Below are 13,027 nucleotides of genomic sequence, written 5' to 3'. Positions count from 1 at the left end.
GCTACTACCTATTGTCCGGATTTTTCGACTACAACGTCAACCACTACACCGTCCTCGATATAGAAATTTAATCGCCCTTCGACGAATGACATATCAGCTGGCAACGGTTCGCCATCGCGCTCTACAACTCGAGCTGGTACGTTTTCAGAACGAGCTTTGTTCAATGCGGCCTGTTCGCCGAGCCCAATATAGGCTTTCTCGTCGCCTTCAGGCTTGTTTTCTTTGGGTAGAGATTGAGACTCGTTAGTATAGGTTTTTCCATTAAACGAACATTGCTCGGGATACGTTTCCATCACTCGTCCACTCGCAGCTTTGCACTCAGTAAAGTTTGTAACATTAGTGCCAGGATTCATGAAGACCCATGCTATGACTACAGCAATGAGAGCGCCAATACCCGCCAGAGTTATTGTCCAGACCGATCGTTTTGACATACTTTTTACCGAATTTGCCATGAGCCCTCCTTCTCGATATATGATTCTATTGTACTACGAAGCGAGAGGAGGTACACTATATACTATATGAAATTACCAGCTGGCACCGTCCATAACAACGTTCCGAGCGATCTAGCAAAAGCTCTATCGAGAGACAAAGAAGCTCTGGCTGCCTGGTCGGACATTACGCCCCTAGCTCGCAACGAGTGGATTTGCTGGACTATCACACCAAAGCAGCAAAAAACTCGCGACGAACATGTTAGTAGAGTCGTAAGCGAGCTCAAAGAGGGTATTCGTCGACCCTGTTGCTGGATGGGCTGCATCCATCGCACCGACAAAGAGATTAGCCCGTCAGTTCGTGGTATTTTAGGTAAAAAGGTCAAAACATATGTCAAAGAAAATTAGTATCTTTGCCTTTTCTATTTTCGTCTCATTAATTGCAGGCGGTATCGGCTCTATCGCAACTATACCAAATATTCCCTCGTGGTATGCTCAGCTCGACAAACCGCCATTACTACCCCCAAATGAATTATTCGGACCAGTATGGACATTGCTATATATTCTAATGGGTGTTTCTCTGGCATTGATTATTTTACACAAAGCCAGTGAGAAGAAACGTGCTTATACGTGGTTTGGCGTACAATTAACATTAAATACGCTCTGGTCAATTGTCTTTTTCGGTTTGCACCAGCAGTGGATCGCAGCTGTGATCATTATTGCTCTAATCGCCTCAATTATTATGACTATGAAAAAATTCCGTGCACTTGCTCCGGCAGCATTTTGGCTATTAGTTCCCTACCTAACATGGGTATGTTTCGCAACGTATCTCAATATTGGCGTAGCAGTACTGAACTAAGAGTGATCTCTGCTACATTCTCACTTTTTTGATATATAAGCATTACCGGTAATATAAAATCGACGCAGTTCATGCACAGCTTTTGAGATGCCAATACGCTCGCCAACTGTAATTTCATTATCTGGAAGTTCCGGTTTCTTTATAAGTCTAATTGGCGACTTAGTGAGATCGTGACCACTGAAAGCTCGATTGATATCGAGGGCTGCACAGATTTTACCAGGGCCATTTGTGACATTAACACCGCTCATGCCGCGTCGATACTCGATGACATCAGTCCCATCAACTGGCTCAACGGCGCGGATCAATACGCCGGAACCAACCCCTTCTTGTCCGCACACTATGTTTAGGCAATGGTGCATACCATAGGTAAAATAAACATATAAATGCCCGGCGCTTTTGAACATCGCCTCATTGCGCTTGCTCCGTCCATTAAATGTGTGACTAGCCTCATCTGTTTGATCATAAGCTTCAGTTTCAACGATCCGCACGCGAATCTCTCGACCATCTAGTTCACGTACCAATTCACAACCGAGCAGCCGTCTTGCTGCTATTTCTGCCGGTACATCAAGCCATAAAAAACTTTCCTTCATATTATAAATATTGTCTCATACCTTCTAAACAAGTTCTGCGAGCTTCTTGGCGGTGTTGATGTTGCGAATAGTTATTTTGCCATAAAGACTACTGCCAATCAGTTTTTGTAAGCTACCTTTCAACTGATTGGAACGGGTAATATTCGCTATAACCGCCCCATCGACGTATATCATAGTTTCGATGTCAGGATTGTGGCCGAGTTTTTCTAATATATCCGGCGTATTGATTTCATCAAATAAATAGAGGACATCTGACTTCTGGCCGGATTTATCAGGTTTTGGTGAGTCGTTGGTCCAATCAGCCGGGATAGCGTTAGCGATCGCTCGTATCTTATCCCCTGATATCACCAGCGTAGGAATATCGAATCCAAAATGTTTCTCGAGCGCCGCTCGCACCTTGCCTGACTGCACTGCATTATCACTAGTAAATACCGCGTTGCCGGAATTAATATAAATCACCACGTCACGAAATCCCAGACCCTCTAATACATGACGAAACTCGTCTTTTGGCACTCTATGGTTCCCACCAATATTGATCCCTCTCAGTAGCGCTACGTATTTCATCATTTGGTTAATGGATGCCATTTACCATCGTCGCCTTTTTCGTATTTGTTCTTTACTGCCGCCCAAGCTACCCGACGCGCCGTTTCCTCTCGATCCGCATCACCTCTGCGATCTTCGGGGTCCTTATATTCATCGTAAGCGCTATTAAACGCCTCGCGAAAAATATCCTGGGCATGTTTTGGTAATACATTTGTTACGTTGTCTGGTAGGTCCGCGTTTGATTTGTACGGCATAATTACCTCCTTGCTTTGACTTTCGTCTTATATAGCTACACGATTTATAATCTAGGCTAATATTCGGCTACTATGATCTTGTGTTGATTCATGAGCGTTTTATATGCACCTGGTTTTTTCATCAGCTCATTCATGTTTTCTGGTACAATTTGCCAGCTCAGACCAAATTTGTCTTTGCACCAGCCGCACTGTTCCGACTCTGGCACAGCCGACAGCTTTTCCCAATAGTAATCGATCTCTGCCTGATCTTTGCAGTTAACGGCAAATGACACTGATTCGCTAAAAGTAAACTCTGGACCTGCGTTAATCGCTACGTAACGCGTGCCGCCAATCTCAAATTCAACCGTCAGAGGCTTGCCAGCCATATCTAGTTGAAAGTCAGCTAGGCCTTCTTCGGCACTATCTGGGTAGTACTCGGTTGATACGATCCTACCATCGGGAAATACTGATACGTAAAACTCGGCCGCTTCCCGCGCATTGCCGTTGAACCATAAATTGGGGGTTATCTTTTGCATGATTATACTCCTTTCTTGAGTATTTTGTGATAGTGAATACCAGGAAATAATCCTTATTGAATTATTATACTACGTGTAATAAAAGCTCTCTCGCTTATTGCTTTAGCGTTGTCGTTTGGCATTATGTTCTTTTCCCTCCGACACCAGATAGTTCTTTGCTTCCCGCAAAAGAAACAGACTCACATCATCTCTAGTCTCACCTTTCCCTCGGAATGGGACGCTGATATGCTGAATCAATAGGAGAATATACACCATAATAAAGGTGATGACCCCGACAATAAACAGTCCGCCATAAAAGGGATCGATATTGGTACATACCAACAGTCCAATAATGAGAACGACAATCGCCCTTATCAAAAAGAATGCCGATGGAATAAATTGTATACGCTGAATATAATTCACCCGAAATAAGTTGCGCATCAGCTGAGTCTGCTGGGTCTTTAGTTTAACGACAAAATTTGGCGGCACACCTGCTCGCTCCATTTCCATGAACGATACCTGTAGCTGGGCAATCTCTCTCCGCGCCTTTTTGCGATTTATGCGCGTTCCTTCGCGAAATGCCCTGAGAACATCGAGAAGGCTGTGTCGAAAATGATCGAGATTAAACTCTGGGTAGTATTTATGGGTGTCTTTGGCGTCATTATACATATCCTCTATGTTCGAGGCAAATTCTGCCGGGATACGCTCACTCTCTTTGTAATCCGCTATCGCGGTCGACAGGACAAAACCGAGAACGAATATGGCACTCGATACCACGCTATTATGAAGCGACGTCTGTTCGATAAATTCAAAACCGAAATAGTGCATGGCATACTTGATTGGCAATACCAAGAGCGCCGCGAATAACGCCCACAAAAATATCCTATAATTCCTAAGTAGTCGTTGCATGTTTTATCCCATTCTCTTGTTCAACAAACCTCAGCGAAACCGAGTTCACGCAATGACGCACGTTCTTCGGCGTCAAATACTCACCCTCAAATACATGGCCCAAGTGCCCGCCGCAGTTCGCACAGGTAATCTCTGTACGCTGACCATCAGTATCGAGCACTCGTTTCACAGCGCCCGGTATTTCATCGTCAAAACTCGGCCAACCGCAGTGCGAGTCAAACTTATCTTGTGATCGATATAATGGAGCGTCGCATTGACGACAGACAAATATCCCAGGTCTTCGTTCGTCAAGCAATGTTCCGCTAAATGGCAGTTCAGTTCCCTTGCCGATTATGACACAATTCTCTTCGTCATTGAGATTATGTAACTTTATCATGCCTATCTCCGCAGTACATCCACGAACCGACATTAAAATAACTGCTTGTAAGCCTATAAGTTGCCATATAGCGTCCTAGTTGCCGGAGTCGGTCTTGTCCCCTGACCTTGTCGAGTACATCGTTGACTTTTTGCCAACCTGGTCCCCGATCTCTTCGGCTTTATCTTTCAGATTACCGGTAATCTGTTCTAGCTTGCCTTTTGCTTCAAGTTTTTCATCGCCTGTTACCTTACCGACAGCCTCTTTTGCCGACCCTTCAAGTTTGTCACCTAGTCCACTCATGGAATACTCCTTTCGTTACTGGTTACGTACACCTATTATAGCAGATGATAGTTTCTTCGTCAGGGCTACCGCCCCAGTGACGGCAGCTAAATAAATCAGATAATTTACAAAAATCGTCGAACCTCGACCGCCTGTTCGATACAGCGTAATCGTCAGCTCAGCATCCGGGTAGTAGTTAATGGTAATCATCCTAAAAGGAAAGCCCCGATGCTCAATTTCCTAGTAACAGAGAGTGTTATTTAACTGCTTGTATTTTAGTTTGGTTTAATAGAGCAGTTTGACTTGTCCGGATATTGTCCGGATATTGTCCGGATAGATTACTATTAACAGGGGTAAATTATGTCCGTCCGGATATTGTCCGGATAGCCTAGTTATTTAAAACGTACTTAGTGCCCGGTCCCTTACCTTCGACCTTAATAATTTTATATTCTATCATCTCACTAAGTTCACGTCGTGCTTTACGGTCATCGTATACACTAGTCATATGATTAACATCACAATATTCTCTGTTGGATATACTGCCATGATTTTTAATATGCACTAAAGCATTTTGTTGAGTATCTTTTAAAGAGTACAGGTCAGCTATATTTTTTACCCACTCTTTATCTTTGCTTGAGTGTGGAGAAGAAAAAAAATAGCGTGGCTTTAAAACTACCAGAAACGTTTTCGAACAGCGGATCTAGTAAGCCTTTATTCCTAGCAGCCTGCTTTATTGTTAAGATCCCACGTGCACTTTTATCTGTAACCTTAAATACTTTTAACATCTCCATTAGATTAGGGTTTCTTGCCTTAGAGTCTGTCTTATCTAAGTCATCGATTGCGACCAAGCTTTCTCCGGGATTAGATAGCTCAATTCTATCAGAATATAGATCTACATTGACGCAAGAGCTTGACACTGAATAGTCTCGATGCGCAATAGCATTTGCTAATGCTTCCCGTAAGGCAGCCTCTGGTAAAATATATTGATCCTCGCGTAAGCCAGTTTCTTCATTTAAAGTACCTTCTACTGGTAATTTTGACTTTATATGCTCAAATGCCTCTGCAAATTGCTTTTTTATATCGCCATGAAATTCTTTTCTTTCATTATAAATTTTCGTTAAATCGTCTCCGACTTTGCTTGCCCCAGCAAAATATCTAAAGTCTATATATACATTGTTTAGCGTCTCGTCAATTTTTCTCATTCATCCCGAAACTAATTAGGCCAAATACAGTTAATTTGTCTTCTCTTAACGCTTTTAATTTAGTAAGTTTAGTTTCTGTGTTCAGGCCGTCAATACCAGCTAGACCGGTTTTTGATATATATTCATCAACTTTGGTGTCGTCAACTAATTCTTTAATGTTGCCATTGACTGGTTGATTTTCGCCGCCTCCGCTGGCACCGGCAAACATACTCTTTTTCTGTTCATCAGTAGCTAGAACCGTTGTTGCTCCTTGGCGTATATACACTTTTTTCTCGCCAACTTTCTTGCTAAAGATTGGCTTATCGTAAAACGGAGATTCTTTGATATTAAGCTCGATCATGCCCCATTACACTCGATATTAACAGAAATTGGCCTGTTGAACTTATCGTTACTAATTAAGGTTGAAACATCTTTCTGTAGTTTGTCTAAAATTTCACGGCTTAGCTCTATCTCCTGACCATCATCACTTACACCTAGTAAAACCTTGCCACCACGCGTGTTTGCAAAAGCGCTCATATGCTGCCACAGGCTGTCAGGTAGAACTCCGTTCTCGCAGCTCTTAAATTCAGTGTCTAGATTCTCGATAAGTCTGTGCATACTATCAATAGTATACCTCTGACACAATAAAAACACCAGAAATGAAAAGTGCCAGACCATTTGGTCTGACGTTTTTCATGGCTCCGCTTACAGGTCACGGACAACAACAGTAAGGCAAGACTAACGTAAGTCGACACGCGTACCAGCTACGAGATCATGCGGCGCTCTACCGTCTTGTCGCAAAGCAATCATAGCTACATAGATAATTACCAAAATCATAGATACATTCAAACCGGCAAAAATCCATATAGGTACATCTGCTTCATATCCAGATTGGTAGAAAACATATTGCATCTGCCATATAAATGTATGGGCTACTTCCCAGTGGCAATAGCTTCACGATAGTTCGCAGTAAAAATACTTATTTTCGATGGTGCCCCTCCTTCCAATGTGACCACTCGCATACCAATTTTGATCTTTCCAATCGTTGCGTGACGAGTGCCCACCTCGCTAACGTATAGATATATACCTACCGGAAATGTTAGTACAAAAAGAATATAATTTGTGCGCCTATCAGGCCCAAAAGCTCCCAAGATAATCAGGATATCCGCCTGATTAGAGAAAGTGTAAACCCTATTAGCCCTATGATTGCCATCCAGATTAAGATGACTAGATAGTCGATAAGGGATGCTTTTATGCGTCGATACCGGCGTTACATTGTGGCTTGCTGGATCTTTTTTGTTTTTTCATCATTTGACATATTCACTATAACAAAAAAATAAAACAGGCAATCCAGTAACGTGAATGCTTACTGGATAGCCTGTAAAATATATGCTCTGGCTCACAAATAAGAGTTTAAAATAAAGTGTTACCAGTTTTAGTTTATTGAAGTATTGCTTATTATCATCATTTATCCTATTCGTTAAGTACATTACTTAAATTAAACATTCAAAATTCTAATCTATCTGCGCTTAAGTTTCAATCCTACAAAAAGTAGAACACTTGGCTCCGGAGGCCGGATTCGAACCGGCGACCAATTGGTTAACAGCCAACTGCGCTACCGCTGCGCTACTCCGGAACACAGCAGCAATTATAGCGATTTTATCTACTACCGTCAAGGTGAGAACTAATTCGTATCGCTCGCGCCAAATACGATCACGAAAGCCACATCGTCTTTGGCAGTATAGCCGGACAGTTTGCCGTCTTTGACCTTGACGCCGTATTTGGATTCAAGTGCCTCTGCAGTGGCTGATTTATCTTTGTCTAGCTGGTAAATAGTTACCGCTACGTCACTGGTCTCTGGCGCATTCGTGATAGCGCCAATTTTATACCCAGCGTTCTTTAGATCGTCGGCCTTTTTCTGGGCCAGACCGTACGTTCCAGAGCCATTCAACACATCGATAACTGCCGCCTCACGTTTCACAGGATCGCTCGTCAAATTCTCGCTGACATATTCCTGGATATCGGAGTAATTATACGTCCCAGCGGTCGGAATGACTACGCTCATAGAGTTGATCATACCGGTCGTCATCAGGTCGTTACCGTCAGTTCGGCCAACGAGCGGCAATGAAATGATCGAATCTGATTTGATATTTGACGCTAGGTCAATCAAGGTTTGAATTTCCGAACTCTTGAAACTAGTCTGTAGATTATCGCCGAGCGCCTCAATCAGCGAGTTAACGGTGACTGGGTTTGCCAGCGTGCCGATACTGAGCGCCTTTTCCCGGAGAGCTGCCAGGATCTTTTGCTGATACATTTCGCGGTCAAAATTACCGCCAGCTAGACCGTAACCACCGTGGCTATTGCGCGAACGGGCCAGTGCCAATGCACGCTCACCATTCAAATGCGCTTCACCATTCGGGTATTTCACTTTGGTTGCGACGTCGTAGATGCCACGCGAATCATCACTCTCGATCATGACATCCACGCCACCTACGGCGTCAACCGTATTGACTAGCGCGGTCCAGTCGGCATGTACGTAATATTGAATATCTAGTCCCAGAATCTCGCCGGCCTTGTCCTGCAGTGCTTTGGCGCCCGCCTCCGAGCTACTCTTGTTATCTGTATAACCGCAATAATACGACTCATTTAATTTACCAGCCGTCGTACCGAGGGCTTTACAGGTTCGTTTGACATAGAGATCACGTGGTAGGCTGATCATGTAGGCATTGTGTTTGTCCTGATCAACGCTGAGTACCATGATCGAGTCAGTCAAAAATGCCCCATCCCAGGCATTTTCGCTCATTGTATAACCGCTGGTACCAAAAATCAGGATGTTCGTGCGACCATTTTCATCCTCGAGCAATTTTGCCTTTGATGTGAATGCGTCGAGTATGTTGCCTTTAAAGATCTTGCCGCCAGCTACTAGGAAGCGATAGACCAAAAACCCTCCTACGATCACCAAAATAGCAGCGAGTCCGATTCCCGCCCATTTAATATAACGTCGTTTGCCTTTTTTTGACTTGTCTTTGGCTTTTTTGTCTCTTTTGAGCTTTTTGTCTTTTTTTACATGGCGACGTTTGGCTGGCTCTGATGAGACGGCAACTGTTTCATTGCTCGGGCCAAGATCGTTCAGCGTCTCTGTAATTTCAGTATCAAGATCTGCAGGTTGTATCTGTTGATGTGGTTGCGGCTTTGGCCTCGCGGCTACCGACAGAGGTTGTCTATCTAGCGTATGATGAGGCGTTGGCTGTCGACCTTTTGTGAAGGATTGGTGGTATCAATAAAAGCTCGCCGATTAGCGCCGTTGCCTGATAACGCGTCGTCACGTCGTCGTAATGTGAACCCATCAATCGATTGTCGTTTTTTATCCATTAACCTGTCAATTTTACCAGATTTATGGCCCCGCGACAAATATGTTATGATTATAGCTATGCGAGATAGAGCTTCTCTGAAATTCAAACTTTTCTTGATTGTAGGCGATGCGCTAGCAGTAGTCGGCGCCTATGTCCTGGCCTATGTTATTCGTGTTAAAATCAGTGATGTTCCTACTGCAGATGTTGTTTTGGCACGGCCATACCTCTATGCAGTGCTCACATTACTGCCGTTTGTTATTATTTGGTTCAGTCTGATTGGCACCTATCGATCAGTACCACAAAAGGTACTCGCCCAGGCTGGTCGACTGCTATCGGGCGCTCTCGGCGCAATGTTATTCATGGTGACTGTCGACTATTTTAGCAATCAGCCGATTTTCCCAGCTAAATTAGTACCGATTTATGGTTTGATCTTTAGCGTTATATTCCTCTGCGTTGCACGTGGTACACTATACCTCCTCCGCTATTTGCGTCAACGAAAAAACCTTGGTGAATATCAATATGTCATGATTGTCGGTAGCAACTCCACCGCCAAAGATATTGTCGATTACGTCAGCCAACAAAACAATAATTACAAGATTCACAGCGTCATCGGTGATGGTCGAATGAAATTTACGACACACAAAGATATCGCCTCCGCCTTGCGCAGTCATAATCCCAATATTATTATCCAGGTAGCCACGGCCGATCAGCCGGTAATAGATCGCGATTTGCTAGAGTATGCGCAAAAGAATTTCGTCGAGTTCAAATTCGTACCGAGCGAGATCAGTGATTTGCCAGAACGTGTCGAGCTCGAATTATTTATGGACGGCATACCGATGATGTCAGTACAACAAACAGCTCTGCTCGGCTGGGGACGCGTATTTAAACGAGGGTTTGATATTATCGTGAGTCTCATCGCACTCATTATTCTGTCTCCGCTATTCCTGATCGTTGCCATCATCAACAAAATGGTGCTTGGCAAAGTATTTTTCCACCAAACACGGATCACTCGCGGCAATCAGCCATTCGAACTGTATAAATTTCAAACGGTTATCAATGATTATAATGGTCTCACCCCCGAAGAAGGCTTTCGCAAGATGGGTCGACCCGAACTCATCAAACCATACCGCGACGGTGGTGACCAATTACCTAATGACCCACGATACGGTGCTTGGGGAAACTTCTCACGAAAAACCTCGCTGGATGAACTGCCTCAGTTATTCAATGTTCTACTAGGCGATATCAGTCTCGTTGGACCGCGTGCACTCATCCCCCAGGAAATCAATGCCTACGAGAAAAAACACGCTATTCTCAACGTCAAATCTGGTATCACTGGGCTGGCCCAGGTGTCTGGTCGACGCGACCTGCCGTGGGAACAGCGCCGCAAACTCGACGTCTATTACGTACAGAACTGGTCATTCCCGCTCGACATCCAGATTTTGCTCAAGACCGCGTGGCAAGTGATCGCTGATCGTAGCAATACATAACGAATAGTATCAACGTCAAATAAATATGGAGTGCGCTCGGATATCCGCTAAAGAACGCCCATTGCGCCATAAAGGCAGCTAAAATTCCCCAGACCCATTTCTGTCGCCTCGTTACGTACATGATGCCGCCTAACATAGTCAAGAATAGCGCTAGCCCAATAATGCCACGTTCTAGCAATATTTCGACATATTCATTTTGGACAATTTCGCGGCGATCATTATGCCCGGCCGATTCAGCCATTGCGACACCTGCACCACCCAAACCAACACCAGCTAGCATCCGAAACGGTGTTTCCCGCCACGCATCTAGCGCCAATCGCGACAGATTGACCCTGATATCTGTTGACTCGGCCACATAGCCATCATACGCCGGTTTCTCACCGTCTGACTCTTGAACGGCTATTGGATACTCAACTGCATCATATATAGATTCCGGCACGTCTCTGCCGCCCACCTGCCGCACGTCAATCAATCCGAGCGACAACTGATTCAGACTCTTTGCCACCGCCTCGCCAAAGGTCTGATCATATTTCCCATTCATTACCGCGGCCGTTCCTTGTAGCGCCAAGGCCATCACGCCACCTACCACGATAGTAGCGACACTCATCATAATGCGCTTTGGATGCCGATAATAAACCGCCACTAGCACGATTACGCCTACCAAAAATGCAAATATCGCGCCTCGACTCAGCGTCAACACGAGCACCGTGGACAAGAAGCCTAGCGACAGCCACACGCGCCAACTTTGTTGCTTGCTCATCGATACATGGACTAGGATCAACATAGGAACTAGCAGCATACTGCCAAAGAACTGCGGCTCAATGGCAAACACATTGGGGCGCACAAAGCCAAATTGATCCGCCACACACCCAGCACAGAGCAGCGTGTCTTGCCTCGACAGCCACACACCCAAAAATAGCTGCAAAATCGCCAGGCAGCCCATGATCAGCGCCGTAACAATATAAAGTTTAGCGAGTGTCGGTAATAGTTTCTTGATTCTAGATACCGACGCCAAACAGGCGGCAAAGACGAGTCCCAACATCCCGCTGATGCCGAATGTCAGCACCCCACGGAGTACATTAGGCGTCCATAGTAAACTAACAGCCTGCCACAATATAAAACCGATCACTAGCCAGACCGCCGGTTGTCGCATTAGTTCCGATCGACCGCGCCAGATCCTAGGCAGTCCAACGATTGATAAAATTAACACATAGACCAGTGGCACAGTAAGTTTGAAATACATCGTATTGTCAGCTCCGAAATCAAGGCGTGGGTAATAGGAAAACCACACGACGATCGGTGCTAGTAATAACAACTTTTCAAATAGATCGGTTTTTAGGCCAGTCAGTCCCAACCAACCGCTAATTTTACTGGTTCGATTCATTGCTCGCCTTTTGCACTAGATCGTACAATTGTTTTTTGAAATTGTCTTCTGAAAATTTTTCGGACGAACGGCTGACCGACGATGCATCAAACGACATCGTATCGATCCGACGAATTGCCGCGGCCAGACTATCAACCGTCTGCTCGTCAAAAAATACGCCGTTCCGGCCATCCTTTATAAAATCCAGTGCGCCGCCCTTTCGTAATGCTACGACTGGCGTTCCAGCAGCCAGCGCCTCGACCGGCACAATCCCAAATGGCTCTAGACTCGGGAATAAAAACGCTTTGGCGCCCGCAAAATGTTCGACGATTTCGCCAACTCCGTTATAACGCGGTAGGAACCTGATATTGTCATGGCCGCGAGCCTGTTCGACCAACTGCGCATGTTCTGGACCATCGCCAACTACCAATAGTTGTTTGTTTAGTTTGATACAAGCCCCAATTGCCAGATCAACCCGTTTCCAACTAACCTGTCGTCCGGAAATAATATATCCTTTACGCCCGGAAGGTGCTTTACGCTCGGCCACCAGTCGCTGGATCTCTGTGACCGCAACAGTTGGCGCAATAATAACGCTGTCTCGATGGTAGTGCTTTTGTATCTCCGATTGTATATAGCTCGAGATCGACACAACGACATCTGGTCGCTGTGCTGCCGCATAGTCCCGTTTGCGAAGCGGCTTGACGAGTAGCTTCAAACCCAGCCGAACCAGGGGATCCAACACTCCAAACCCAGGGTGCGCCATATATTGATCATAGAGCGTCCAATAATACTGTGTCGGCGCATGCATATAGCTAATATGGAGTGTGCCGGGCCCTGTCCGGACACCTTTCGCTTCGGCACCAGTCACCGAAATTACTAAATCATAATCGGACAGGTCGAGTCGATTAAAATACCATTGCCGCAAAAAT

General features: G+C 45.0%; 19 protein-coding genes and 1 tRNA gene. 3 read left to right on the top strand and 17 right to left on the bottom strand.

The genetic code is table 11. The features are described 5' to 3' along the window. Window positions 1-8: 8 nt before the first annotated feature. The gene (locus IPL44_01475) at window positions 9-452 is read right to left on the bottom strand and encodes a hypothetical protein (GenBank protein QQS17692.1); all 444 of its coding nucleotides are present in this window, start codon (window positions 450-452) and stop codon (window positions 9-11) included. A gap of 66 nt (window positions 453-518) precedes the next feature. Here IPL44_01475 and IPL44_01470 point away from each other — a divergent pair, with 66 nt between their 5' ends. Together IPL44_01470 and IPL44_01465 are read left to right on the top strand one after the other, a co-directional pair. Then, the gene (locus tag IPL44_01470) at window positions 519-836 is read left to right on the top strand and encodes a YdeI/OmpD-associated family protein (GenBank protein QQS17691.1); all 318 of its coding nucleotides are present in this window, start codon (window positions 519-521) and stop codon (window positions 834-836) included. After that, window positions 820-1,287: a tryptophan-rich sensory protein gene (locus IPL44_01465; protein QQS17690.1), complete on the top strand. Its 468-nt coding sequence runs from the start codon at window positions 820-822 to the stop codon at window positions 1,285-1,287. The genes IPL44_01470 and IPL44_01465 overlap by 17 nt, the downstream gene beginning before the upstream one ends. Window positions 1,288-1,307: 20 nt before the next feature. On the opposite strand, the gene IPL44_01460 is transcribed toward IPL44_01465, so the two are convergent. The 14 genes from IPL44_01460 to IPL44_01395 form a co-directional block, all read right to left on the bottom strand. Next, window positions 1,308-1,877, bottom strand: coding sequence for a DNA-3-methyladenine glycosylase (locus tag IPL44_01460; protein ID QQS17689.1), 570 nt, complete (start codon window positions 1,875-1,877; stop codon window positions 1,308-1,310). Between the two features lie 24 nt (window positions 1,878-1,901). Further along, window positions 1,902-2,462 (bottom strand): DUF1697 domain-containing protein, encoded by a 561-nt coding sequence (locus IPL44_01455; GenBank protein ID QQS17688.1) that lies wholly within the window; start codon window positions 2,460-2,462, stop codon window positions 1,902-1,904. Continuing rightward, on the bottom strand, window positions 2,441-2,674 hold the full coding sequence (gene chaB / locus IPL44_01450; protein ID QQS17687.1) for a putative cation transport regulator ChaB: 234 nt from the start codon (window positions 2,672-2,674) through the stop codon (window positions 2,441-2,443). Before chaB ends, IPL44_01455 begins: the two co-directional genes overlap by 22 nt. A 56-nt stretch (window positions 2,675-2,730) precedes the next feature. Next, window positions 2,731-3,192 (bottom strand): VOC family protein, encoded by a 462-nt coding sequence (locus tag IPL44_01445; protein QQS17797.1) that lies wholly within the window; start codon window positions 3,190-3,192, stop codon window positions 2,731-2,733. A gap of 99 nt (window positions 3,193-3,291) precedes the next feature. Then, entirely contained in the window at window positions 3,292-4,077 is a 786-nt protein-coding gene (locus tag IPL44_01440) for a hypothetical protein (GenBank protein ID QQS17686.1), read from the bottom strand. After that, window positions 4,061-4,486, bottom strand: coding sequence for a methionine-R-sulfoxide reductase (locus IPL44_01435; GenBank protein ID QQS17685.1), 426 nt, complete (start codon window positions 4,484-4,486; stop codon window positions 4,061-4,063). Before IPL44_01435 ends, IPL44_01440 begins: the two co-directional genes overlap by 17 nt. A 42-nt stretch (window positions 4,487-4,528) precedes the next feature. Beyond that, the gene (locus IPL44_01430; protein ID QQS17684.1) at window positions 4,529-4,735 is read right to left on the bottom strand and encodes a CsbD family protein; all 207 of its coding nucleotides are present in this window, start codon (window positions 4,733-4,735) and stop codon (window positions 4,529-4,531) included. A gap of 15 nt (window positions 4,736-4,750) precedes the next feature. Beyond that, window positions 4,751-4,924: a hypothetical protein gene (locus IPL44_01425; GenBank protein QQS17683.1), complete on the bottom strand. Its 174-nt coding sequence runs from the start codon at window positions 4,922-4,924 to the stop codon at window positions 4,751-4,753. A 413-nt stretch (window positions 4,925-5,337) separates the two neighbouring features. After that, window positions 5,338-5,916, bottom strand: a complete 579-nt coding sequence (locus IPL44_01420; protein ID QQS17682.1) for a hypothetical protein — start codon at window positions 5,914-5,916, stop codon at window positions 5,338-5,340. Further along, the gene (locus tag IPL44_01415) at window positions 5,903-6,256 is read right to left on the bottom strand and encodes a hypothetical protein (GenBank protein ID QQS17681.1); all 354 of its coding nucleotides are present in this window, start codon (window positions 6,254-6,256) and stop codon (window positions 5,903-5,905) included. Before IPL44_01415 ends, IPL44_01420 begins: the two co-directional genes overlap by 14 nt. Next, entirely contained in the window at window positions 6,253-6,513 is a 261-nt protein-coding gene (locus tag IPL44_01410; protein QQS17680.1) for an ATP-binding protein, read from the bottom strand. The genes IPL44_01415 and IPL44_01410 overlap by 4 nt, the downstream gene beginning before the upstream one ends. 943 nt (window positions 6,514-7,456) lie before the next feature. Continuing rightward, window positions 7,457-7,531 (bottom strand) — tRNA-Asn (locus tag IPL44_01405). A 48-nt stretch (window positions 7,532-7,579) separates the two neighbouring features. Beyond that, window positions 7,580-8,836, bottom strand: a complete 1,257-nt coding sequence (locus IPL44_01400) for an LCP family protein (protein ID QQS17679.1) — start codon at window positions 8,834-8,836, stop codon at window positions 7,580-7,582. A gap of 284 nt (window positions 8,837-9,120) precedes the next feature. After that, the gene (locus IPL44_01395; protein QQS17678.1) at window positions 9,121-9,267 is read right to left on the bottom strand and encodes a hypothetical protein; all 147 of its coding nucleotides are present in this window, start codon (window positions 9,265-9,267) and stop codon (window positions 9,121-9,123) included. Window positions 9,268-9,325: 58 nt separating this feature from the next. Between IPL44_01395 and IPL44_01390 the strand changes: the two genes are divergently transcribed. Further along, window positions 9,326-10,735, top strand: coding sequence for a sugar transferase (locus IPL44_01390; GenBank protein ID QQS17677.1), 1,410 nt, complete (start codon window positions 9,326-9,328; stop codon window positions 10,733-10,735). On the opposite strand, the gene IPL44_01385 is transcribed toward IPL44_01390, so the two are convergent. Next, window positions 10,692-12,119 carry an O-antigen ligase family protein gene (locus IPL44_01385; protein ID QQS17676.1) on the bottom strand — a complete coding sequence of 476 codons (1,428 nt, stop codon included), beginning with the start codon at window positions 12,117-12,119 and terminating at the stop codon, window positions 10,692-10,694. The two genes, IPL44_01390 and IPL44_01385, sit on opposite strands and share 44 nt — an antisense overlap. Further along, window positions 12,103-12,966 (bottom strand): glycosyltransferase, encoded by an 864-nt coding sequence (locus tag IPL44_01380; GenBank protein ID QQS17675.1) that lies wholly within the window; start codon window positions 12,964-12,966, stop codon window positions 12,103-12,105. Before IPL44_01380 ends, IPL44_01385 begins: the two co-directional genes overlap by 17 nt. Between the last annotated feature and the right edge of the window lie 61 nt (window positions 12,967-13,027).

It is taken from the genome of Candidatus Saccharibacteria bacterium, from assembly GCA_016699895.1.
Lineage (GTDB): Bacteria > Patescibacteriota > Saccharimonadia > Saccharimonadales > Saccharimonadaceae.
The sequence above is the reverse complement of the archived record's forward strand: the minus strand, read 5'-3'. Positions and strand labels throughout refer to the sequence as shown.

Excerpts from the sequence above, each read along its gene's own strand:
- IPL44_01475 (QQS17692.1), bottom strand. The coding sequence starts at position 452 with ATGGCAAATTCGGTAAAAAGTATGTCAAAACGATCGGTCTGGACAATA.
- IPL44_01470 (QQS17691.1), top strand. The coding sequence starts at position 519 with ATGAAATTACCAGCTGGCACCGTCCATAACAACGTTCCGAGCGATCTA.
- IPL44_01465 (QQS17690.1), top strand. The coding sequence starts at position 820 with ATGTCAAAGAAAATTAGTATCTTTGCCTTTTCTATTTTCGTCTCATTA.
- IPL44_01460 (QQS17689.1), bottom strand. The coding sequence starts at position 1,877 with ATGAAGGAAAGTTTTTTATGGCTTGATGTACCGGCAGAAATAGCAGCA.
- IPL44_01455 (QQS17688.1), bottom strand. The coding sequence starts at position 2,462 with ATGGCATCCATTAACCAAATGATGAAATACGTAGCGCTACTGAGAGGG.
- chaB (QQS17687.1), bottom strand. The coding sequence starts at position 2,674 with ATGCCGTACAAATCAAACGCGGACCTACCAGACAACGTAACAAATGTA.
- IPL44_01440 (QQS17686.1), bottom strand. The coding sequence starts at position 4,077 with ATGCAACGACTACTTAGGAATTATAGGATATTTTTGTGGGCGTTATTC.
- IPL44_01435 (QQS17685.1), bottom strand. The coding sequence starts at position 4,486 with ATGTCGGTTCGTGGATGTACTGCGGAGATAGGCATGATAAAGTTACAT.
- IPL44_01430 (QQS17684.1), bottom strand. The coding sequence starts at position 4,735 with ATGAGTGGACTAGGTGACAAACTTGAAGGGTCGGCAAAAGAGGCTGTC.
- IPL44_01425 (QQS17683.1), bottom strand. The coding sequence starts at position 4,924 with ATGATTACCATTAACTACTACCCGGATGCTGAGCTGACGATTACGCTG.
- IPL44_01420 (QQS17682.1), bottom strand. The coding sequence starts at position 5,916 with ATGAGAAAAATTGACGAGACGCTAAACAATGTATATATAGACTTTAGA.
- IPL44_01415 (QQS17681.1), bottom strand. The coding sequence starts at position 6,256 with ATGATCGAGCTTAATATCAAAGAATCTCCGTTTTACGATAAGCCAATC.
- IPL44_01410 (QQS17680.1), bottom strand. The coding sequence starts at position 6,513 with ATGCACAGACTTATCGAGAATCTAGACACTGAATTTAAGAGCTGCGAG.
- IPL44_01395 (QQS17678.1), bottom strand. The coding sequence starts at position 9,267 with ATGGATAAAAAACGACAATCGATTGATGGGTTCACATTACGACGACGT.
- IPL44_01390 (QQS17677.1), top strand. The coding sequence starts at position 9,326 with ATGCGAGATAGAGCTTCTCTGAAATTCAAACTTTTCTTGATTGTAGGC.
- IPL44_01385 (QQS17676.1), bottom strand. The coding sequence starts at position 12,119 with ATGAATCGAACCAGTAAAATTAGCGGTTGGTTGGGACTGACTGGCCTA.